Here is a 19,966-nt window from a genome sequence, read left to right as displayed (position 1 = left end):
CTCGGTGACGGACAAGTCGCGGAAGGCCGGGAAGGCCCCCACGGAGGACACCCCGATCGGACCCACCGGTCGGCCATACCGAGGTTTCCCGACCCCGCCGAAGCTCGATGGTCACGGCCCGGCCCGCATCATCGCCCTCTGCAACCAGAAGGGCGGCGTCGGCAAGACCACGACGACGATCAACCTCGCCGCCGCGCTCGCCGAGTACGGTCGCAGAGTGCTCGCCGTCGACTTCGACCCGCAGGGGGCGCTGTCGGCGGGCCTCGGAATCGCGACGCACGACGTGCCGACGATCTACGACCTGCTGCTCGACACCAAGCGCGACCCTCACGAGGTCATCGTCGAGACGTCTGTGCCCGGGCTCGACGTCATCCCCGCGAACATCGACCTCTCGGCGGCCGAGGTGCACCTCGTCAACGAGGTCGCCCGCGAGACGATCCTGGCGCGCGTGCTGCGCGGGGTCTCGTCCGAGTACGACGTCATCCTCGTCGACTGCCAGCCCTCGCTCGGGCTGCTCACGGTCAACGCGCTGACGGCGAGCCACGGCGTGCTCATCCCGCTCGAGTGCGAGTTCTTCGCGCTGCGCGGCGTCGCGCTGCTGATCGAGACGATCGACAAGGTGCGCGACCGGCTGAACCCGTCCATCGAGCTCGACGGCGTCCTCGCCACGATGTACGACCCGCGCACCCTCCACTCGCGCGAGGTGCTCGAACGCGTCGTGGAGGCCTTCGGCGACGACGTACTCGAGACGGTCATCGGGCGCACCGTGAAGTTCCCCGATGCGTCGGTCGCGGGGGTCCCGATCATCACCTTCGCGCCGGAGCATCAGGCCGCGCAGGCCTACCTGCGTCTCGCGCGGGAGCTCGTCGCCCGTGGCGCCGTCGCCTGACGGGATCGTCGATGCGGCCGGGCCGGCCGAACCCGACGCGGGCGATCCGAACGGTCCGGGCTTCCGGGTCTCGCTGACGAACTTCGACGGCCCCTTCGACCTGCTGCTGAACCTCATCGGCAAGCACGAGCTCGACATCACCGAGGTGTCGCTCAGCAAGGTCACCGATGAGTTCATCGGCTACCTGCGCGGGCTCGAGCCCGCAGAGCTCGACGCCGCCTCGGAGTTCCTCGTCGTCGCCGCGACGCTGCTGGACATGAAGGTCGCCGGGCTCCTGCCGCAGGGCGAGCTCATCGACGCCGAGTCGGTGGCGCTGCTCGAAGCGCGCGACCTGCTGTTCGCCCGTCTGCTGCAGTACCGCGCGTTCAAGCAGGTCGCCGGCTGGTTCGCCGAGCGGGTCGTCGCCGAGGACCGTCGTCACACGCGGTCGGTTCGCCTCGACGAGAAGTACCGCGCGGCCGCGCCGGAGCTCGTGTGGACGCTGACCCCCGACGACTTCGCGGCACTGGCGATGCTCGCGTTCGCTCCGAAGGAGATCCCCGTCGTGGGGCTCGACCACCTGCACGCTCCGCTCGTGTCGATCCGCGAGCAGGCGGCCATCGTCGTGACACTGCTGCGCGGCGCGGGTACCCTGAACTTCCGTGAACTCGTCGCCGGGGTCGCGCAGCCCGGCGTCGTCGTGGCCCGTTTCCTCGCCGTGCTCGAGCTCTACCGTCACGCGGCGCTGTCGTTCGAGCAGCTCGAGCCGCTCGGCGAGCTGACGCTGCGCTGGACCGCGGAGCGCTGGTCCGAGGAGAACCTCGCCACCCTGGGAGCCGACTATGACCGATGACCCGACACCGACCGTGGCCAACCCGATCGCGGACGTCGCGCGGCGGCTCGAGGCGGTTCTGCTGATCGTCGACGAGCCGCAGAGCCTCGTCTCCCTTGCCGCCGCCGTCGGGGCGCCCGTCGCAGCCGTGCGGCAGGCGGTCGCCGGGCTCGTCGCCGATTACGACGGCGAGACGGGCGGGCCGCGTCGCGGCTTCGAGCTGCGCGAAGTGGGCGGCGGGTGGCGGATGTACGTGCGAGCGGAGCACGACGCCCTCGTGAGCGAGTTCGTCAACACGCAGGCGCCGTCGCGGCTCTCGCAGGCAGCCCTCGAGACCCTCGCGGTCATCGCGTACAAGCAGCCGGTGTCGCGCAGTCAGGTGGCGTCGATCCGCGCCGTCAACGTCGACTCGGTCGTGCGCACCCTGCTCTCGCGCGGGCTGGTGACGGAAGTCGGCCACGACCCCGAGACCGGTGCCATCCTGTACGGCACGACCGACGCGCTGCTGGTCAACCTCGGCATCAACTCGCTCGACGAGCTGCCGCCCATTTCGCCGTTGCTCGACGACGGCGCCGACGGTTTCGAAGGAGAGGCGACGCGATGACGGATGCCGAAGGGGTACGCCTGCAGAAGGTCCTGGCCAATGCCGGGGTGGCGTCGCGCCGCGTGTGCGAGCAGCTGATCGTCGAGGGACGCGTCCGGGTCAACGGCGTCGTCGTGACCGAGCTCGGCAGCCGCATCGACCCGGCTGTCGACAGGGTCGACGTCGACGGCACGGCCGTGCAGCTCGACACGACGAAGCGCTACGTCATGCTCAACAAGCCGACGGGTGTCGTCAGCTCGATGAAGGACGAGAAGGGCCGCGCCGACCTGCGCCGGTTCACGAAGGACTGGGACGAGCGCCTGTACAACGTCGGCCGCCTGGATGCCGAGACCAGCGGTCTGCTCGTGCTCACGAACGACGGCGAGCTCGCCCACGTCCTGGCCCACCCCTCGTTCGGGGTGACGAAGGTGTACATCGCGAAGGTGCGCGGGCGCGTGACCCCGCAGACGATCGCACGGCTGACGAAAGGCGTCGAGCTCGACGACGGCCCGATCGCGGCCGACAAGGCGCGGCTGCTCGACACGTCGGGTGAGACGAGCCTCGTCGAGCTGACGCTCCACTCGGGCCGCAATCGCATCGTGCGGCGCATGATGGCCGAGGTCGGGCATCCGGTTCTCGAGCTCGTGCGGCGACAGTTCGGGCCGCTTCACCTGGGAACCCTCCCGGCGGGACGCGCCCGGGAGTTGACTACAGTGGAACGCGGTGCGCTGCTGACGCTCTCGCGCAGCGCCGACGGTGCCCCCGAGCACCCGACTTCTCCGGAGAACCCGTGACCGATTCCTCGCTCGATCCCGTGCGCCCCGGCCGTGCCGCGCGCACGGCCGGCACCGTGCGCATCGTTGGCGCGGGCCTGCTCGGCTCGAGCATCGGTCACGCCTTGCGTCTGCTCGGCGTCGACGTCGTGCTCGACGACGCTTCGCCCGCTCAGCTGCGGCTCGCCGTCGACTACGGCGCGGGCCGGCTCGCGGCCCCGGACGACCGCCCCGTCCTCATCGTGGTCGCGGTGCCGCCCGACGTCACGGCGGATGTGATCGAGCGCGAGCTGCGCGCCCACCCCGGCGTCGTCGTGACGGATGTCGCGAGCGTCAAGCTCGAGCCCTACCTCGAGCTGCGCAAGCGCGGGGTCGACCTCACCCATTACATCGGCTCGCACCCGCTCGCCGGCCGCGAGCGGGGCGGCGCGATCTCGGCGCGCGCGGACATCTTCATCGGTCGCCCGTGGGTCGTATGCCGTGACGATGAGACGCGCGCCTCCGATCTCGCGGTCGTCGAAGGGCTCGCGCTCGACCTCGGCGCGATGCCGCTCGAGATGACGCCGCAGGAGCACGACGAAGCGGTCGCCCTCACCTCGCACGTCCCGCAGCTGGTGGCGAGCCTCCTCGCCGGACGCTTCGTCGCGGCTCCCGAGGGATCCCTGCGCTTGACCGGTCAGGGCGTGCGCGACACGACGCGTATCGCGGCATCCGCTCCCGAACTGTGGGTGCAGATCCTCGGCGCGAACGCGGCCCCCGTCGTCGCCGTGCTCGATGAGCTGGCGGGCGACCTGCGTGCAGTGGCCGACGCGCTGCGCGACCCGGCGGCCCCCGGTGCCCGCCGCGCGCTCGCCGACACCATCCGTCGTGGCAATGAGGGCGTCGAGCGCCTGCCCGGTAAGCACGGCCAGAACCGCCGGTTCGAGCAGATCGTCGTGCGCGTCGACGACACCGCGGGTCAGCTCGGGCGCCTGTTCGGCGACCTCGGCGAGCTCGGGGTGAACATCGAGGACCTCCGCCTCGAGCACTCCCCGGGCGCGCAGTTCGGGCTGGCCGAGCTGAGCGTCGTCCCCAGCGCCGTCCATGAAGCCGTCGCCGGGCTCGAGAAGCGCGGCTGGAAGATCGCGAGTATTCCCCATGCCTGAGTCGTCTCCGGTGCCTGAATCGTTCCCGGTGACCGTCGCGATCGACGGTCCCGCCGGCAGCGGCAAGTCGAGCGTGTCGAAGCAGGCGGCCCGCGTGCTCGGCTACGGCTTCCTCGACACCGGCGCCGCCTACCGTGCGCTGGCGTGGCGCGTGCTCGAGCGCGATGACGACACCGCCGACGCGGACGCCGTGGTGCGCGCCCTCGACGGTTTCGACTACGCGATCTCGCTCGACCCCGATGACCACTGGGTCCGCGTCGGCGACGTCTTCGTCACCGATGAGATCCGCGAGCCCCGCGTCTCGGCGGCCGTCAGCGGCGTCGCACGCGTGCCCGAAGTGCGCGAGCGCGTGAACGTCCTGTTCCGGGCGCTCGTGGCGGCATCCGGATCGGCCGGTGTCATCGTCGAGGGGCGGGACATCACCACCGTGGTCTTCCCCGATGCGCCCGTGCGCATCCTGCTGACCGCCAGCCCCGAGGTGCGCGCCGCGCGCCGCAGCGCCGAGCTCACAGGGGAGGATGCCGCGGCTGTCGCCGAGGCGCTCCACCGGCGTGACGCGTCGGACTCGAAGGTCGTCGACTTCCTCACCGCGGCGCCCGGCGTCGTGGTGGTCGACTCGACCGAATTGGACTTCGATCGGACCGTGGACGCCGTCATCGACGTCGTTCGCACCGCGACAGGAGAGAACTGATGGCTACGACCGAAGACGAGTACCAGGGCGGTCCCGACCAGCTCGAGGAGAAGCTCGCCAACCTCGACGAGGAGCTCGCCGACCAGCGGGCCGCCGCGCTGCGGGCGACCCTCGCCGACTACGAGCTCGATGATGAGGATGCTCACCTGCTCGCAGGCCTGACCGCGGGTGGCGAGGTCGTCGAGGTGCTCCCGGCGCTGCCGGTGGTCGCCATCGTCGGGCGTCCGAACGTCGGGAAGTCGGCGCTGGTCAACCGCATCCTGGGTCGGCGCGAAGCCGTCGTCGAGGACACCCCGGGTGTCACGCGTGACCGCGTCAGCTACAAGGCCGAGTGGATGGACCGCCGTTTCACCCTCGTCGACACCGGCGGGTGGGAGCCCGACGCCCGCGGCATCGACCGTTCGGTGGCCGCGCAGGCCGAGGTCGCGATCGACCTCGCGGATGTCGTGCTGTTCGTCGTCGACGCGATGGTCGGGGCCACCGCCACCGACGAGGCCGTCGTCCGTCTGCTGCGCAAGAGCGACAAGCCGGTCTTCCTCATCGCGAACAAGATCGATGACGCGCGCCAGGAGCCCGAGGCTGCGGCGCTGTGGAACCTCGGCCTGGGCGAGCCGCACCCCGTTTCGGCCATCCACGGGCGTGGAGTCGCGGATCTTCTCGACGAGATCATGAAGGTGCTCCCCGAGGTCTCGGCCGTCGCGAAGAACGAGCTGGGCGGACCCCGTCGCGTCGCGATCCTGGGGCGCCCGAACGTCGGCAAGTCGTCGCTGCTCAACAAGGCCGCGGGCGAGGAGCGCGTCGTCGTGAACGACCTCGCGGGCACGACCCGCGACCCCGTCGACGAGGTCGTCGAACTCGGCGGCAAGCTGTGGCGACTCGTCGACACGGCCGGCATCCGTCGACGGGTGCACCTGCAGCAGGGTGCGGACTTCTACGCGTCGCTGCGCACGTCAGCGGCTCTCGAGAAGGCCGAGGTCGCCGTCGTCGTGCTCGACGTGACCGAGTCGATCAGCGTGCAGGACCTCAACATCATCGACCTCGTGCTCGAGTCCGGTCGAGCGCTCGTGCTCGCGTTCAACAAGTGGGACCGCCTCAACGACGCCGACATGGACAACGCCGACCGTCGCCGCTACCTCGAGCGCGAGATCGAGCAGGACCTCGCGCACGTCACGTGGGCGCCACGTGTCAACCTCTCGGCCCGGACCGGTCGTCACCTCGACAAGCTGGTTCCCGCTCTCGAGACCGCGCTGCAGTCGTGGGATCAGCGCATCCCGACGGGCAAGTTCAACGCGTTCCTCGCCGAACTCGTCGCGGAGCACCCGCACCCGCTGCGTGGCGGCAAGCAGCCCCGCATCCTGTTCGGGACCCAGGCGTCGACGCGCCCGCCGACATTCGTGCTGTTCACGACCGGGTTCCTCGACCCGGGCTACCGCCGGTTCATCCAGCGACGGCTGCGCGAGATCTTCGGCTTCGAGGGCACGCCGATCGTGACGAACATGCGGGTGCGCGAGAAGCGCCAGCGCTGACGCCCGGCGCAGCACGCCGCGGCCGCTTGTGCTCAGAACGGTGGAGCCCCCGGGCCGGGTGGATCCGTGGTCGTGGTGGCGACCGTGAAGGCGACGAGCGGTGGTGGTGCGTCTTCGCGGTAGATCCGCCCGGTGGGTGAGGTCCAGATCAGCCTTCCGCCCGCGAGTTGTCGTACTCGCCATCGGGTGTGGTGTTTGACGTCGTGATGGCGTTTGCAGAGGTTGGCGAGGTTGCAGACATGTGTCGCCCCGCCGTCGGATGCGGCGATCGTGTGGTCGAGTTCGCACCGGATGGCGGGTTGCCGGGCATCCGGGGAACCGGCAGTGCCGGTCCCGTGCCCGCAGCAGCCGCACCATCGCCGCCGTGGGCCGGTAGGTGTCGCATTCGAGCACGGTTCCCGTGACCGGGTGGGTCAGCAACCGATCCCACGAGGTTGCGTTGCCCGCGAGTTCGCGTGCAGTGGCGGCGTCGATGGGCGAGCGCCCGGCCAGGTCAGCGGGCCCGTCGTCCTGACCCATCAGCGTGAGTGCGGACACGGCGACCTGCACGTGTGCCCGGATCGCCCCGAGCGTTCCCTTCCCGTCACCGGTGCCAGTCGGGTCGAGGGCCGGCGCCCCCGCGAGGAGGAGGTCGGAGAACACGTCGGCGCGGACCTGGTCGATCGATCGCGCATCGTCGATGAACGACGACCCGTCGCGAATCGTCGTGTCGGCATCGGGTGAGCCGCCGTTCGCGTCGGCTCGAGTGTCAGGCGTGCCAGGCGCATCAACCTGCGCCCGCGCGTTGATGATCTCCCGGGCCTGCCGCGTCAGCCGGTCAACAATCCCATCCGCGATCACCGTCGGCAGCGTCGCGATCAGGTCCGACATCCCATCGGCCCCGGCCTGCACCCGCACGCACCGTCCCGCCGCGGCCTCCTCGTGCCGTTCGGTGAACGTCCGCGGGTGCATCCGCTCGGCGATCATCCGCAGCGCCTCGCGCACCCGGTTGGGCGTCTCGCCCTCGCACCGCTCAACCGCGACGCGTTCGAACTCCGCCCGATCCGCCACGGGCACGAGGCATCCGACCTCCTGGATCACCCGCACATGCCCGCGGACGATGCGCCCGTCCTCCCACGCGGCCATCGTCAGCGGGAAGTTGTCGACCAGATCGCGCGCCTCGTCGATCCGACGCTGCAGCGTCCGGTCCGTCGCGACGAACACCCCGGCGAGTTCAGCCGCGATGCCCCGCAGCGCCATCTCGCGCGCCTTGACCTTCTCCGATGCCCCAGCCGCCTGCTTCTCCGCGAGCACCCCCGCCGCGGCAAGCACCCGAACCTCACGAATCTGCACCGCCCGCGCGGCATCCGAAACGCCCTCGGCATCCGCGACCACCTGAGCGAGGGCATCGACGTCACCGTCGCTACCCATCCCGCCGCCGAGCCCACCATTCGAATGCATGTTCGAATCATGTCACGGACCTCCGACATCGCGCCTCGACTATCCACAGGCAGCGCCGTGTTGATCGCTGCCGGAGCGCGTCCACCGGTTTCTGCTGCCTCAGCGCTTGGCGGGTGACGCGCGACGCACCATCGCGGTCTCGTCGGGGGTCTCGAAGCCGAATTCGGCGTAGAGACTGTGCGCGTCGCGCGTGAACAGCGTCCAGCGGAAGTCGTGCCCGGGGCCCTCGTCGATCATGCGCCGGAGGATACGGTGCGCGACGCCCGCGCCCTGGTGCTCGGCGACGACGAAGACATCGGCGAGATAGGCAAAGCTCGCGCCATCGGATGCCGCGCGGGCGAAGCCGATCTGTTCTCCGGTGTCGGCGCGGTAGGCCCCGACGACCCGCCAGGCCGCGTCGAGCTGCGCCTCGAGCACGGAGCGCTCGCGCCAGCGGCCCCAGTAGGCCTCGGACGAGAGCCAGCGCCATACGACGTCGCGCTGGATGCGGGCGGGTGAGTCATCGATCTCGTACTCCACGTCCCCATTGTGCGCCGCGGCACCGGGAAGACCCGGCTGGTAACACGATGCCAATCACGGGCCCGCGGACCGCGGCTGTGTCAGGCTGTGAGGATGACCGACGATCCCGCCGCCGCCCCGCGCCCGCCGCACGGCCCGCGCGATCCCGGCGACGCGTGGGTCGTGGGGCCGTCGGGCGAGCGCTACTGGGGGCGCTTCGGTGCCGCGGGCCTGCTGGCCATCGATCCGGAGCGGGGCGTGCTGCTGCAGCATCGGGTGTCGTGGAGCCACTTCGGCGACACCTGGGGTCTTCCCGGCGGCGCGCGTCACGCGGGGGAGTCCGCGCGCGACGGAGCATTGCGCGAGTCGGCGGAGGAAGCCGGCGTTCCCGCGGACGCCGTTGTGCCGCGGTTCCTGTCCGTGCTGGATGTCGGGGTGTGGACCTACGGCACCCTCGTGGCCGACGTCACGACGCCCTTCCACCCGGTCATCAGCGATCCCGAGAGCCGCGAGCTCGCGTGGGTTCCCGTCGACGAGGTCGAGTCGTTCCCCCTGCATCCCGGGTTCGCGGCGTCCTGGCCCCGGCTGCGCGGCCTGCTCTCGCTACGCCCGACCGTCATCGTCGACGTCGCGAACGTGGTCGGTTCGGTCCCCGACGGCTGGTGGCGCGATCGGGCCGGTGCCGCCGAGCGGCTGCTCGCCCAGGTGGCGGCGTTGGCCGAGCGGGGGATGGATGCCGCGGACCTGGAGCTCCCCGAAGACATCTGGTTCCCGCGCGTGGTCGCCGTCGTCGAGGGGCAGGCGCGCGACGTCACCGCCCCCGCGGGGGTCGAGCTCGCTCGCGCACCGGCCGCCGGTGACGATGCGATCGTTTACGCGACCACCGCCGCCGTGGCCGCGGGTGAGCGGGTCAGCGTCGTGACGTCGGATCGCGAGCTGCGCGCTCGCGTCGAGGCGGTGGGGGCCCGGGCGGTCTCGACGTCGTGGCTCCGCGACCGGCTGTGACCACCGGCCGCGCAGCCCGGCGCTGGGGCGCGGCCGCGCTGGCCGTCGCTGTCGTCGCGGCAGGGCTCGTGGTCCACGGCATCCTGCCCGACACCGCCGCGACCGACATCGCCGGTGACGCGCTCTACGCCGTGTTGATCTACGCTCTCGTCGTCGCCGTCGCACCCCGTGCCGCAACCGTCGTCGTCGCGGCGGTCGCCGGCATCTGGTGCATCGCCGTCGAGCTGTTGCAGCTGAGCGATCTGCCCGCGCGGGCGGCCACCGTCTTCCCGCCGGCGGTCCTGGTGCTCGGGACGGTGTTCGACGCGCGCGACCTGCTCGTCTACGTCGTGACGATCGTCATCACCGGGGCGCTGGATGCTGTGTGGCGCCGCCGGCGAGCACCGTCGTCACCCCCGCGATGATCAGGTCGAGCGCCGCGGTGAAGCCGTCATCGTCGCCGGCGGCGATGCGCGCGGGCGAGGCGGCGACGTCGCCCGAGGCCGCGCCCCACGCGTCGGCGCTGCGGCGCTGCTGCTGGTGGAAGGTGAAACCGACGACGAAATGGGTGACGGTGTCGGCGATCGTGTCGGCGAGAGAAGCCGACTCGCCGCGCTCGAGTGCGACGGCCCGGAGCCGCGCGTGCACGGGTGGCTCGACGAGCCCGAGCGCGAGCGAGCTGGAGACGACCTCGGCCCCGTCGCGGTAGGCGAGCAGGCTGTCGTGCAGGCGCACGGCGACCTTTCGGGCGGCGACGTCGAGGCTCGTGCCGGCCTCGTCATCTGCGCTGACCGGACGGAGGATGCGCGCGCTCACGGCCGCGAGCAGCTGCTGCTTGTTCTCGACGTGCCAGTACAAGGCACTCGGCTGCACGCCGAGATGCTCGGCGAGGCGCCGCATCGACAGATCGGGCAGGCCGACCCGGTCGAGCAGCTCGAGGGCGGCGTCGACCACGTCGTCCCTCGAGCGTCGGGGCGCGCGACCTCCGCGGTTTGAATCGTCGGCGATCATGGCGCTACTCTACCTGAACGCCGTTCACGTGAACGGTGTTCAGGAGGAGCCATGACCCCGTCGATCCCCGCGTCGCGCGCCGCGCTCGATGCGACCGACCTCGCCCGCGCCGCGGTGTTCGCGGCCCTCATCGCCGTGCTCGGGCTGCCCGGCTCGTTCCCGCTGTTCGGGGGTGTGCCGATCACAGCGCAGACCCTCGGCGTGATGCTCGCCGGCGCCGTTCTCGGGCCCGTCGTCGGCGCGGCCTCGGTGGGCACCTTCCTCGCTCTCGTCGCCGTGGGGCTTCCGCTCCTCGCGGGCGGCCGCGGCGGGCTCGCGGTCTTCGCCGGCCCGACGGCGGGCTACCTCGTCGGCTGGCTCGTCGGCGCCGTGGTGGTGGGGCTGATCGTCCACGCCGGCGGGCGGCGACCCGTGTGGTGGCGCACCGCGGCCGGGCTCCTCATCGGCGGGGTGCTCGTCGTGTATGCGTGCGGCATCCCGGTCCAGAGCCTCGTCCTGCGCCTGCCGCTCGAGCAGGCGGCGCTGGCGAACCTCGCTTTCGTCCCGGGCGACATCGTCAAGGTCGTCGTCGCGACGCTCGTGATCGGAGCACTCGTGCGCGGCTACCCTCGCGCCTTCCGGCGCACGTGGGCGCCGCGTGCGAGCACCCGGGCCGGCGATGATGCGCCGACCCGGACCGCCGCCCCGGCATGACGGCCGGCATCCGTCTCGAGGCCGCGGCCGTCCGCCTCGGGGACGTGCAGGTGCTGGAACCCCTCACCCTCGGCCTCGACGCGCGCACGATCGCGGTGGTCGGCGACAACGGTTCGGGCAAGTCGACGCTCGCCCGACTCATCGGCGGACTCGTGCGGCCGACCTCGGGAGCCGTCCGGGTGCTCGGCTGCGACCCGGTCCGGGATGCGGCCGAGCTGCGGCGCCGCGTCGCGATCGTCTTCAGCAACCCGGACGCGCAGATCGTCATGCCCACGGTCGCCGAGGACGTCGCCTTCTCGCTTCGCGGCGATCGCGGCTCGCGCGCCGACCGCGCTGCACGGGTCGACCGGGCGCTCGATCGGTTCGACCTGACCGACCTCCGCGACCACCCCGCGCACGAGCTGTCGGGCGGGCAGAAGCAGCTGCTCGCCCTGTGCGGAGCCTTCGTCCGCGACCCCGAGCTCGTCGTCGCGGACGAGCCGACCGCGTTCCTCGACGGGCGGAACGCCGCCCGCATCGCGGGTCATCTTCTCGGCGACACCGGCCACCGACTGCTGCTCGTGACCCACGACCTCGATCTCGCGCGGGGGTGCGAGGTCGGCGTGCACGTCACCGCGGGACGCATCGTCGACGTGGGAAACGCGGCCGAGGTCGTCGATTCATACGCGAGGACCTGGCGATGACGTCTACCGAGGCGGGCGCGGCACGATGCTGACCCTTTACCGTCCGGATGCGCGGGGGTGGCACCGGCTCCCGGCGGGGCCGAAGACCCTGCTCCTCCTCGGCCTGGTGATGACGGTGTCGCTGCTCCCGGCTGCACCGGCGACTGCGGCCGGTGCGGCCGCCCTGTGCCTCGCCTGCTACGCCGTCCCCGGAACGGGCTGGCGCGAGCTGGTCCGACAGATCCGGGCGCTGCGGTGGCTCGTGATCATCGCGCTCGCCGGCCAGCTCATCTTCCTGGGGCTCGAGTCCGCCGTGGTCGGAACCGTGCGCATCCTGGCCGCGATCCTGCTCGCCGCCCTGCTGGCGCTGACGACGCCGGTTGCCGCGCTGCTCGACCTCTTCGAGCGTGCCCTCCGTCCCGCCCGGGCGATCGGCGCCGACCCCGAGCGCATCTCCCTCCTCCTCGTCGTCGCGCTCGGCTCCGTGCCGACGCTCGCGCGCCTGGCAGGCGAGGTGCGAGACGCGCACCGCGCGCGGGGCGCGGGAGGCGGCATCCGTTCCTCCGCGCTGGCGTTCATCGTCCTGGCACTGAAACACGCCGACGACCTCGGCGACGCTCTCACCGCGCGGGGCGTGCGCTGACTCGTGCCGAGTTCGCGCAACCGCGGCGCCTCATCTCACGTCGACGCGCTCGAACCGTTCTCGCGGCACGCGGTCGAGCCGCAGCGGGGCGGCGACCGGCGTGCCGCACCGGCTGCCCGCCGCACGGAATCGCTGGATCGCCCACCGCCGCACCCCGCGGTCGGCCAGCAGCTCGCCGAGATCGCCGAGCCGGGCGTCGTCGATGAGGTCGGGATGCACGGTCGTGCGGACCTCGACATCGAGCGGATGCGGCGAGGCGGCGCGCTCGCGCTGAGCGGCGACCACGAGGTCGAGCGAGCGCAGTGCGGCGCGTCCGCTCGGACCCCGGCCCGTCACGCCGGCGTAGTCGTCGGCCCCCGCTTTCATATCGAGGCCGATCCACGACAGGGCCGGCAGCACGGCTTCGAGCAGGTCCGGGTAGGCGCCGCCCGTATGCAGTCCGACGTCGAACCCGAGTTCGCGGGTCCGTGCGATCGCGTCGGGGAGGGCGCGTTGCATCGTCGGCTCACCGCCCGAGAAGACCACCCCGTCGAGCAGGCCGCGGCGCTCGCCGAGGAAGGCGGCGACGTCCGCCCACGGCATCACCCCGCTTGTCCGCGGATCGATCAGATCGGGGTTGTGGCAGTAGGTGCAGTCCCACGGGCACCCCTGCAGGAACACCGTCGCCACGAGGTGCCCCGGCCAATCGACCGTCGAGAACCGCGAGAGTCCCGCGATGCGCAGCCCGGAAGCGCTGCGACCCGCCACAGCGGACACGTCACACGACCGCCGCGGCGCGTTCGTACGAGAACGCCACACGCTCGGCGGCCTCGCCTCTCTTGCCGATGTTGAACGACGAGACCGGGCGGAAGTAGCCCATCACCCGCGTCCAGACCTCGCACTCGGCGAGGCACTGAGGGCACGTCGCGTGGTCGCCCGAGAGGTACCCGTGCTGGGGGCAGATCGAGAACGTGGGGGTGATCGTGATGTACGGGATGCGGAACCGCTCGAGCGAACGGCGGACGAGGGTCTTGCACGCCGCCGCCGTCGGTGCGGCCTCGCCCATGTAGAGGTGCAGGACGGTGCCGCCGGTGTACCTCTGCTGCAGTCCCTCCTGGAGCTCCATCGCGAGGAATGGGTCGTCGGTGAACGCGACCGGCAGCTGCGACGAGTTCGTGTAGTACGGGTTGGCGGTCGTGCCGGCGTGACGGATGCCCGCGAAGCGCGCGATATCGGCGCGGGCGAAGCGGTAGGTCGCCGACTCGGCCGGGGTGGCCTCGAGGTTGTAGAGGTGCCCGGTCTGCTCCTGGAACTCCACCATGCGTACGCGCACGTGATCGAGCAGGTCTGCGGCGAACCGCATCCCCTCCTCGGTCGTGATGTCATCCGTGTCGCCCGAGAAGTTGCGCACCGCCTCGTTCAGCCCGTTCACGCCGATCGTCGAGAAGTGGTTGTCCAGGGTGCCGAGGTAGCGCCGGCTGTAGGGGAACAGGCCCGCGTCGAGGTTGCGTCCGATGACGGTGCGCTTGGCCTCGAGGCTGTCGCGCGCGATCTCCAGCAGCCGGTCGAGCTGCGCGTACAGGCCCGCGCGGTCGCCGGCGTGCACGAATCCGAGCCGCGCGCAGTTGATCGTGACGACCCCGACCGACCCGGTCTGCTCGGCCGAGCCGAACAGCCCGTTGCCGCGCTTGAGGAGCTCCGTGAGGTCGAGCTGCAGGCGGCAGCACATCGAGCGGATCATTCCGGGGTCGAGGTCGGAGTTCACGAAGTTCTGGAAGTAGGGCAGGCCGTACTTCGCCGTCATCCGGAACAGCGCGTCGGCCTCGGGAGAGTCCCAGTCGAAGTCCTTCGTGATGTTGTAGGTCGGGATGGGGAAGGTGAACGCCCGGCCGTCGGCGTCGCCCTCGGTCATCACCGACAGGAACGCGCGGTTGATCATCGCCATCTCGGGCGCGAGATCGCCGTACGTGAAGTCGGCGAGGCGCCCGCCGACGAGCGGGCGCTGGTCGGCGAGGTCGTCGGGGCAGGTCCAGTCGAAGGTCAGGTTGGTGAACGGGGTCTGGGTGCCCCATCGCGAGGGGACGTTGAGGTTGAAGACGAGCTCCTGGATGCCCTGGCGCACGGCTCGCTCGTCGAGCCCGTCCAGCCGCACGAAGGGTGCGAGATAGGTGTCGAACGAGCTGAACGCCTGCGCTCCGGCCCACTCGTTCTGAAGGGTGCCGAGGAAGTTGACGATCTGGCCGAGGGCGCTCGAGAAGTGCTTCGGCGGGGCCGACGAGATCGCGCCCGGAACCCCGTTGAACCCCTGCTCGAGGAGCTGGCGCAGCGACCACCCGGCGCAGTAGCCGGCGAACACGTCGAGATCGTGGATGTGGATGTCGCCGTCGCGGTGCGCGGCTCCGGCCTCGGGCGCGTAGACCTCGTCGAGCCAGTAGTTGGCGATCAGCTTGCCAGACGCGTTGAGGATGAGCCCGCCGAGGCTGTAGCCCTGATTCGCGTTCGCGTTGACGCGCCAGTCGCGTCTCTCGAGGTACTCCTCCACAGTGCTTCGGACGGGGATGTTGCGTGTGGTCATGGAGGTCCCTTCACGAGATGCCCCAGATGTGGGGGTCGAATCTCGATTCAGCCACTACATGCTGTGTCGGCCCCGCGTGGCGCGCCGGAACAAATCCGCGCACGGCTCGCGCACGAACAGCGGAGAATGTCGCGGACTTCGGACATATCGCGCGAATAGGTCCGAAGTACGCGGCATCCTCCGAGTTCCGCGACCCGCGGAGGCAGGGCTCAGCGGGCGAAGCGAAGGGTCACGATCTCGAACGGGCGGAGGGACAGCGCGGTATCGCCGGACAGAGCGGATGCCGCGACCTCGCGCTCGAGCAGATCGGTCTGGGTCACCGCGCGGGCGTCGAAGCCGGGGTGCACGACGGTGTCGACACGGCGACCGAGCGCCTCGTACAGCCGCACGACCACGTCGCCCGAGCCGTCCTCGGCGAGCTTGACCGCCTCGACGACGACCCCCGGATCCGCCACCGTCACGATCGGCTCGATCGCGGAGGCGGTCCCCGTCACCACCCGTTCGGGCAGATTCAGCCGATAGCCCTCGACGACGGCATCCTCGACGTCCGCGCCGACGACCAGGCCGACCCGCAGTGCATACGCGCCCTGATCCTGCGTGGGATCGGGGAACAGCGCCGACCGGATGAGCGACAGCCGGACGACCGAGACCGTGCCGCCGCCGACCGAGCGCTCGGCTCGCGTGATGTCGTGACCGTAGGTGGAGTCGTTCACGACCGCGACGCCGAAGCCGGGTTCGCCCACGCGCACCCACCGCTGCGCGACGGTCTCGAAGCGCGCGGCATCCCACGACGTGTTGGTGTGGGTCTTCCGCTCGATGTGGCCGAACTGCACCTCCGAGGTCGCGCTGTCGGTGTGCACGTCGACGGGGAACGCGAGCTTGAGCAGTTTCTGCGTCTCGTGCCAGTCGAGTTCGAACCCGAGCGACAGGGTGCGCGACCCGGCATCGAGTCCGATGCGCTCGACCACGCGCGACGAGCCGAACGACCGGGAGACGACGACCTCGTCGCCGTCGAGCTCGACGCCGTCGATGTCGGTGAGGTCGGTGACGGTGTTCCGATAGTGCACGTCGACATCCCAGGCATCCCACTGCGTCGGGGTGTCGCGGTGCAGTTGCAGAAGAGCGGATGCCGCGCCCGGCGGCACACTCTCGCGACCACTCGCCACATCGACCGCCGAGACGATCAGGCCGCGATCGTCGATCACCACGCGCACGATGCCGTTGTCGAGCACCCAGCCCTCGGGCGAGCGTTCGGGGCGCACGCGGGATGCCGGGGCAACGGGTACGGCTCCGAGCGCCGGAACCCCGCCGCGCGCGTGCGGCGCGGCGTTGACCCTGAGCTCGGATGTGGCCTCGCCCGACTCGGGCGGTCCCGCGAGAGCGGTCAACGCGTCGCCGATGATCTCCTCGAGCTCGCGGGCGACCGCGGCGTAGTTGCGCTCGGCGTCCTGATAGACCCAGGCGATCGACGATCCCGGCAGGATGTCGTGGAACTGCTGCAGCAGCACCGTCTCCCACGCCCGCGCGAGCCTCTCGGCGGGATACGGCGCGCCGGTGCGCACAGCCGCGGTCGTCGCCCACAGCTCGGCCTCGCGCAGCAGGTGCTCGCTGCGGCGGTTGCCCTGCTTCGTGGCGAGCTGGCTCGTGTAGGTGCCGCGGTGGAACTCGAGATAGAGCTCGCCGACCCAGACCTCGGGCTCGGGGTACTCCGCTTCGGCGGTCTCGAAGAACCGCTGCGGTGTCGAGTGAACGACACGGGGTGAGCCCTCCAGCGAGGTCGTCCGCGCGATCGCCGCCGTCATCTCGCGCGTGGGGCCGCCCCCGCCGTCACCGAATCCATAGGGGAGCAGCGACACCGTGCCGCGCCCCTTGTCGGCGTAGTTGCGTTCGGCGTGCGCGAGCTCGGCTGCCGACACGATCGAGTTGTACGAGTCGACCGGCGGGAAGTGGGTGAAAAGGCGGGTGCCGTCGATGCCTTCCCACCGGAAGGTGTGGTGCGGCATCCGGTTCGTCTCGTTCCACGAGATCTTCTGCGTGAGGAACCAGCGGGCGCCCGCGGCCTTCGCGATCTGCGGAAGAGCTCCGCTGTAACCGAACGAATCGGGAAGCCACACCTCGGGGGTGTCGATGCCGAACTCGCGCTCGAAGAAGCCTTTGCCCGCGATGAACTGCCGCGCCAGGGCCTCCGCGCCGGGCAGGTTCGTGTCGGATTCGACCCACATGCTGCCGACCGGCACGAACCGGCCCTCCGCCACACGCGCGCGGATGCGCTCGAACAGGTCGGGGTAGTACTCCTTCACCCATGCGTACTGCTGCGCCGACGACGCGGCGAAGACGAAGTCGGGGTCTTCGTCCATGAGCGAGAGGACGTTCGAGAACGTGCGAGCGACCTTCCGCACCGTCTCGCGCACCGGCCACAGCCACGCCGAGTCGATATGGGCGTGCCCGACGGCATGCAGGGTGTGTGCGCTCGCCGAGGCCGGCGCGGCCAGCACGGGAGCGAGGACGGCGCGGCCCGCGGCGGCGGTACCGGCGACGTCGTGCGGGTCGACGACGTCGATCATCCGCTCCAAGGCGAGAAGGAGGTCGGCACGGCGGGCCGACGCCGGGTCGAGCTGCGCCGCAAGTCCCCGAAGCGCCGAGGTGTCGTCCAGGAGAGCGGTGACCTCGAGGTCGCGCAGTCGCACATCGACCGTCCGCAGCACGTAGACGGGATCGTCCCCGGCGGTCGCCCGGTCGCCGACCGGTGTGGGCGCGAAGGTGAAGATGCTCCCGACGTCGGGGTTGGAGGCGCCCTCCACGAAGACGTCGATCTCACCGCCCGGCGACACCGCCTCGGTCACCGCGTTGTTGAACGGCGCGATGCCGCGCAGCGGCCGGCCGTCGACCGACCACACCATCGCCTCGCATTGGAAGCCCGCCTGTCCGGTCGTGAATCCGAGGTCGACGACGAGCTCGGGTCGCGTCCCGGCGATCGGCTCGCCCCCGTCGAACCACTCGTCCGGCGCCTCGCCCGTGACGCGGAACCAGGTCGTCCCCCACGGGCGTCCCCACGGGTCGCCGACCGTGATCGGACGGTAGGCGCCGTCGCGGGCCTCGTCGAAGGCGACCGGCTCGGCCGGCGCCTCCCAGCAGCTGACCGCGAGCGGGCGGGAGTCGCGGTGGATCGCCGGGGCCAGACGTTCCCGGACGAATCGGTCGATGCGCAGCAGCGCGAGAGTGGAGCGGTCGTGCATGGAGGAGCCTTTCGAGGAGGAAGCGGGTCAGCCCTTGACGGAGCCGGCGAGGGCGAACGAGCCGCCCGAGAATCGCTGAACGAGGACGTACAGCACCACCATCGGTGCGGCGTAGAGCACCGAGTAGGCGGCGAGCTGTCCGTAGGCGATCGAGCCGTACTGACCGAAGAAGTTGAAGATCGACACCGCCGCCGGGAACTTCGACGACGTGAAGAGCAGCACGAAGGGGACGAAGAAGTTCCCCCAGGCGGTCGTGAAGACGAAGATGAACACGACGCCGATGCCTGAGCGCATGAGCGGGATGACGATGCGCGCGAGAGCCTGCATCGACCCGGCCCCGTCGACCCAGGCGGCCTCTTCGAGAGAGATCGGCACCGAGTCCATGAAGTTCTTCAGCATCCAGATCGCCATCGGCAGAGATGTCGCGGCCATGAAGACGATGACGCCCCACACCGAGTCGAGCAGCCCGAACGAGACGAACAGCGCGTAGACCGGCACCATCATCGCGGTGATCGGCAGCCCGGTGCCGAAGAGGATCGCGTACATGAACGTCTTCTGGAACCGCATCGCGTAGCGCGACAGCGGGTAGGCCGCGAGCACACCGACGACGACGGTGATGACGGCGGTGCCCAGCGAGACGAGGATCGAGTTCAGGAGAGGCTGGAACGTGAGCTCCCACGTCATCACCTGCGTGTAGTTCTCGAGGGTCCAGGTCTCGGGGACCTTCATCGTGACCTTCGCGTCGCCGTCGAAGGAAGCGAAGACGATCCACAGCAGCGGCACGAGGAAGAGCACGCCGATCGCCGCGAGGATGATCGACGACAGCACGGTCTGAGCCCGCTTCCGCGGTGCCGAGACCGAGGTGGCGATGGTGGCCATGTCAGTCGACCTCCGGCTTGAGGATGCGGATGTAGACGGCGGAGAAGACGGCGCCGATCAGGAGCGTCACGACGGCGATCGCGGTGCCGTATCCGACCTGGGCGAACTTGAACGCCTCCTGGAACGCCAGCACGGGGAGCGTCGACGACTGTGTTCCCGGACCGCCCCCGGTCATCACCCAGATGAGCGTGAACACGCCGAGCGTCTGCAACGTCGTCAGCAGCAGATTGGTCGAGATCGACCGCCGGATGACGGGGAGGGTGACGCGGATGAAGCGCTGCCAGGCGCCGGCGCCGTCGATCGTCGCGGCCTCGATCAGCTCGGGCGGCACCTCGGACAGCGCCGCGTTGTAGACCATCATCGAGAAGGCCGTGCCGCGCCAGATGTTCGCCAGGATCACCGCCAGCATCGGGAAGTAGTACAGCCAGCTCGTGCCCTCCAGCCCGAACCAGCCGAGGAAGGTGTTGAGGGTGCCGTCGGTCTGGAAGAAGGCGTAGAGGGCGAAGGCGGCGACGATCTCGGGCAGCACCCACGCCAGCACCACGAGTCCGCCGACGAGCGAACGCAGCGGCTTCACCGAGTTCCGGATGAGGACCGCGAGCAGCATCCCGAGGACGTTCTGGCCGATCACGGCGGACGCCAGCACGAACACCACGGTGAGCCCGAGCGAGAGCCAGAACTCTCCCGAGGCGAACAGGGCCGTGTAGTTGTCGAGTCCGATGAACTGCGGGTTCGCGGCGCGGGGCCCGGTCATGGCGCGGTCGGTCAGTGACCCGTAGAGCGCGTAGACGATCGGTCCGAGCATGAACGCCAGCAGCAGGAGCACCGCGGGCAGGAGCGGGAGAAGTCGTGCGGCGGCACGGCCGGCCGACCGGCCGGACCGGGAGGTGATCTCCCGGCCCGGGCGGTGCCGACCGCCGGTGGTGACGGTGGCGGTGGCGGTCATCG

At 70.7% G+C, this 19,966-nt stretch carries 19 protein-coding genes and 1 pseudogene; 12 read left to right on the top strand and 8 right to left on the bottom strand.

The window, feature by feature from the left end; genetic code table 11:
- Window positions 1–4: 4 nt before the first annotated feature.
- Genes ACI2K6_RS13855 through der form a run of 7 tightly spaced genes read left to right on the top strand, consistent with a single transcriptional unit; the run spans window position 5 to window position 6,418 of the window.
- Window positions 5–889, top strand: a complete 885-nt coding sequence (locus ACI2K6_RS13855; RefSeq protein WP_404568840.1) for a ParA family protein — start codon at window positions 5–7, stop codon at window positions 887–889.
- On the top strand, window positions 873–1,721 hold the full coding sequence (locus ACI2K6_RS13850; RefSeq protein ID WP_269268015.1) for a ScpA family protein: 849 nt from the start codon (window positions 873–875) through the stop codon (window positions 1,719–1,721). The genes ACI2K6_RS13855 and ACI2K6_RS13850 overlap by 17 nt, the downstream gene beginning before the upstream one ends.
- Window positions 1,711–2,304, top strand: a complete 594-nt coding sequence (scpB, locus tag ACI2K6_RS13845; protein WP_112617521.1) for an SMC-Scp complex subunit ScpB — start codon at window positions 1,711–1,713, stop codon at window positions 2,302–2,304. Before ACI2K6_RS13850 ends, scpB begins: the two co-directional genes overlap by 11 nt.
- Window positions 2,301–3,077 (top strand): pseudouridine synthase, encoded by a 777-nt coding sequence (locus ACI2K6_RS13840; RefSeq protein WP_114588643.1) that lies wholly within the window; start codon window positions 2,301–2,303, stop codon window positions 3,075–3,077. The genes scpB and ACI2K6_RS13840 overlap by 4 nt, the downstream gene beginning before the upstream one ends.
- Entirely contained in the window at window positions 3,074–4,201 is a 1,128-nt protein-coding gene (locus tag ACI2K6_RS13835) for a prephenate dehydrogenase (protein ID WP_269268012.1), read from the top strand. Before ACI2K6_RS13840 ends, ACI2K6_RS13835 begins: the two co-directional genes overlap by 4 nt.
- Window positions 4,194–4,892, top strand: a complete 699-nt coding sequence (gene cmk / locus ACI2K6_RS13830) for a (d)CMP kinase (RefSeq protein WP_274179012.1) — start codon at window positions 4,194–4,196, stop codon at window positions 4,890–4,892. Before ACI2K6_RS13835 ends, cmk begins: the two co-directional genes overlap by 8 nt.
- On the top strand, window positions 4,892–6,418 hold the full coding sequence (gene der, locus ACI2K6_RS13825) for a ribosome biogenesis GTPase Der (protein ID WP_269268010.1): 1,527 nt from the start codon (window positions 4,892–4,894) through the stop codon (window positions 6,416–6,418). Before cmk ends, der begins: the two co-directional genes overlap by 1 nt.
- Before the next feature lie 32 nt (window positions 6,419–6,450).
- On the opposite strand, the pseudogene ACI2K6_RS13820 reads toward der, so the two are convergent.
- Together ACI2K6_RS13820 and ACI2K6_RS13815 are read right to left on the bottom strand one after the other, a co-directional pair.
- A pseudogene (locus ACI2K6_RS13820) lies at window positions 6,451–7,828 on the bottom strand (DUF222 domain-containing protein).
- Window positions 7,829–7,957: 129 nt separating this feature from the next.
- Complete coding sequence (locus ACI2K6_RS13815) at window positions 7,958–8,377, bottom strand: GNAT family N-acetyltransferase (RefSeq protein WP_112617516.1); 420 nt, start codon at window positions 8,375–8,377, stop codon at window positions 7,958–7,960.
- Between the two features lie 93 nt (window positions 8,378–8,470).
- On the opposite strand from ACI2K6_RS13815, the gene ACI2K6_RS13810 reads away from it, so the two are divergent.
- Together ACI2K6_RS13810 and ACI2K6_RS13805 are read left to right on the top strand one after the other, a co-directional pair.
- Entirely contained in the window at window positions 8,471–9,361 is an 891-nt protein-coding gene (locus tag ACI2K6_RS13810) for an NUDIX domain-containing protein (protein WP_404568839.1), read from the top strand.
- Complete coding sequence (locus ACI2K6_RS13805) at window positions 9,358–9,765, top strand: DUF2809 domain-containing protein (protein WP_274179009.1); 408 nt, start codon at window positions 9,358–9,360, stop codon at window positions 9,763–9,765. Before ACI2K6_RS13810 ends, ACI2K6_RS13805 begins: the two co-directional genes overlap by 4 nt.
- On the opposite strand, the gene ACI2K6_RS13800 is transcribed toward ACI2K6_RS13805, so the two are convergent.
- Window positions 9,704–10,351: a TetR family transcriptional regulator gene (locus tag ACI2K6_RS13800; RefSeq protein WP_404568838.1), complete on the bottom strand. Its 648-nt coding sequence runs from the start codon at window positions 10,349–10,351 to the stop codon at window positions 9,704–9,706. The genes ACI2K6_RS13805 and ACI2K6_RS13800 overlap by 62 nt on opposite strands.
- Before the next feature lie 51 nt (window positions 10,352–10,402).
- Between ACI2K6_RS13800 and ACI2K6_RS13795 the strand changes: the two genes are divergently transcribed.
- Genes ACI2K6_RS13795 through ACI2K6_RS13785 form a run of 3 tightly spaced genes read left to right on the top strand, consistent with a single transcriptional unit; the run spans window position 10,403 to window position 12,349 of the window.
- Complete coding sequence (locus ACI2K6_RS13795) at window positions 10,403–11,044, top strand: biotin transporter BioY (RefSeq protein ID WP_404568837.1); 642 nt, start codon at window positions 10,403–10,405, stop codon at window positions 11,042–11,044.
- Window positions 11,041–11,727, top strand: a complete 687-nt coding sequence (locus ACI2K6_RS13790; RefSeq protein ID WP_404568836.1) for an energy-coupling factor ABC transporter ATP-binding protein — start codon at window positions 11,041–11,043, stop codon at window positions 11,725–11,727. The genes ACI2K6_RS13795 and ACI2K6_RS13790 overlap by 4 nt, the downstream gene beginning before the upstream one ends.
- A 25-nt stretch (window positions 11,728–11,752) precedes the next feature.
- Window positions 11,753–12,349: a CbiQ family ECF transporter T component gene (locus tag ACI2K6_RS13785; protein ID WP_274179005.1), complete on the top strand. Its 597-nt coding sequence runs from the start codon at window positions 11,753–11,755 to the stop codon at window positions 12,347–12,349.
- A gap of 30 nt (window positions 12,350–12,379) precedes the next feature.
- Here ACI2K6_RS13785 and ACI2K6_RS13780 read toward each other — a convergent pair whose 3' ends face one another.
- The 5 genes from ACI2K6_RS13780 to ACI2K6_RS13760 form a co-directional block, all read right to left on the bottom strand.
- Window positions 12,380–13,096 carry an anaerobic ribonucleoside-triphosphate reductase activating protein gene (locus tag ACI2K6_RS13780; protein ID WP_274179004.1) on the bottom strand — a complete coding sequence of 239 codons (717 nt, stop codon included), beginning with the start codon at window positions 13,094–13,096 and terminating at the stop codon, window positions 12,380–12,382.
- Window positions 13,097–13,106: 10 nt separating this feature from the next.
- Window positions 13,107–14,903 (bottom strand): ribonucleoside triphosphate reductase, encoded by a 1,797-nt coding sequence (locus tag ACI2K6_RS13775; RefSeq protein WP_274179003.1) that lies wholly within the window; start codon window positions 14,901–14,903, stop codon window positions 13,107–13,109.
- Window positions 14,904–15,112: 209 nt separating this feature from the next.
- Entirely contained in the window at window positions 15,113–18,139 is a 3,027-nt protein-coding gene (locus ACI2K6_RS13770; RefSeq protein ID WP_404568835.1) for an alpha-mannosidase, read from the bottom strand.
- Window positions 18,140–18,166: 27 nt separating this feature from the next.
- Window positions 18,167–19,018 (bottom strand): carbohydrate ABC transporter permease, encoded by an 852-nt coding sequence (locus ACI2K6_RS13765; protein ID WP_112617507.1) that lies wholly within the window; start codon window positions 19,016–19,018, stop codon window positions 18,167–18,169.
- A gap of 1 nt (window position 19,019) precedes the next feature.
- On the bottom strand, window positions 19,020–19,964 hold the full coding sequence (locus ACI2K6_RS13760) for a carbohydrate ABC transporter permease (RefSeq protein WP_112617506.1): 945 nt from the start codon (window positions 19,962–19,964) through the stop codon (window positions 19,020–19,022).
- Window positions 19,965–19,966 lie beyond the last annotated feature (2 nt).

It is taken from the genome of Microbacterium sp. NPDC006705, assembly GCF_044903545.1.
GTDB classification, from domain to species: domain Bacteria; phylum Actinomycetota; class Actinomycetes; order Actinomycetales; family Microbacteriaceae; genus Microbacterium; species Microbacterium plantarum.
The sequence above is the reverse complement of the archived record's forward strand: the minus strand, read 5'-3'. Positions and strand labels throughout refer to the sequence as shown.

Bases quoted from the DNA above. Each gene is read 5' to 3' on its own strand.
- scpB (WP_112617521.1), top strand. From the start codon at position 1,711: ATGACCGATGACCCGACACCGACCGTGGCCAACCCGATCGCGGACGTC.
- ACI2K6_RS13840 (WP_114588643.1), top strand. From the start codon at position 2,301: ATGACGGATGCCGAAGGGGTACGCCTGCAGAAGGTCCTGGCCAATGCC.
- cmk (WP_274179012.1), top strand. From the start codon at position 4,194: ATGCCTGAGTCGTCTCCGGTGCCTGAATCGTTCCCGGTGACCGTCGCG.
- der (WP_269268010.1), top strand. From the start codon at position 4,892: ATGGCTACGACCGAAGACGAGTACCAGGGCGGTCCCGACCAGCTCGAG.
- ACI2K6_RS13810 (WP_404568839.1), top strand. From the start codon at position 8,471: ATGACCGACGATCCCGCCGCCGCCCCGCGCCCGCCGCACGGCCCGCGC.
- ACI2K6_RS13800 (WP_404568838.1), bottom strand. From the start codon at position 10,351: ATGATCGCCGACGATTCAAACCGCGGAGGTCGCGCGCCCCGACGCTCG.
- ACI2K6_RS13795 (WP_404568837.1), top strand. From the start codon at position 10,403: ATGACCCCGTCGATCCCCGCGTCGCGCGCCGCGCTCGATGCGACCGAC.
- ACI2K6_RS13790 (WP_404568836.1), top strand. From the start codon at position 11,041: ATGACGGCCGGCATCCGTCTCGAGGCCGCGGCCGTCCGCCTCGGGGAC.
- ACI2K6_RS13785 (WP_274179005.1), top strand. From the start codon at position 11,753: ATGCTGACCCTTTACCGTCCGGATGCGCGGGGGTGGCACCGGCTCCCG.
- ACI2K6_RS13775 (WP_274179003.1), bottom strand. From the start codon at position 14,903: ATGACCACACGCAACATCCCCGTCCGAAGCACTGTGGAGGAGTACCTC.
- ACI2K6_RS13770 (WP_404568835.1), bottom strand. From the start codon at position 18,139: ATGCACGACCGCTCCACTCTCGCGCTGCTGCGCATCGACCGATTCGTC.
- ACI2K6_RS13765 (WP_112617507.1), bottom strand. From the start codon at position 19,018: ATGGCCACCATCGCCACCTCGGTCTCGGCACCGCGGAAGCGGGCTCAG.
- ACI2K6_RS13760 (WP_112617506.1), bottom strand. From the start codon at position 19,964: ATGACCGCCACCGCCACCGTCACCACCGGCGGTCGGCACCGCCCGGGC.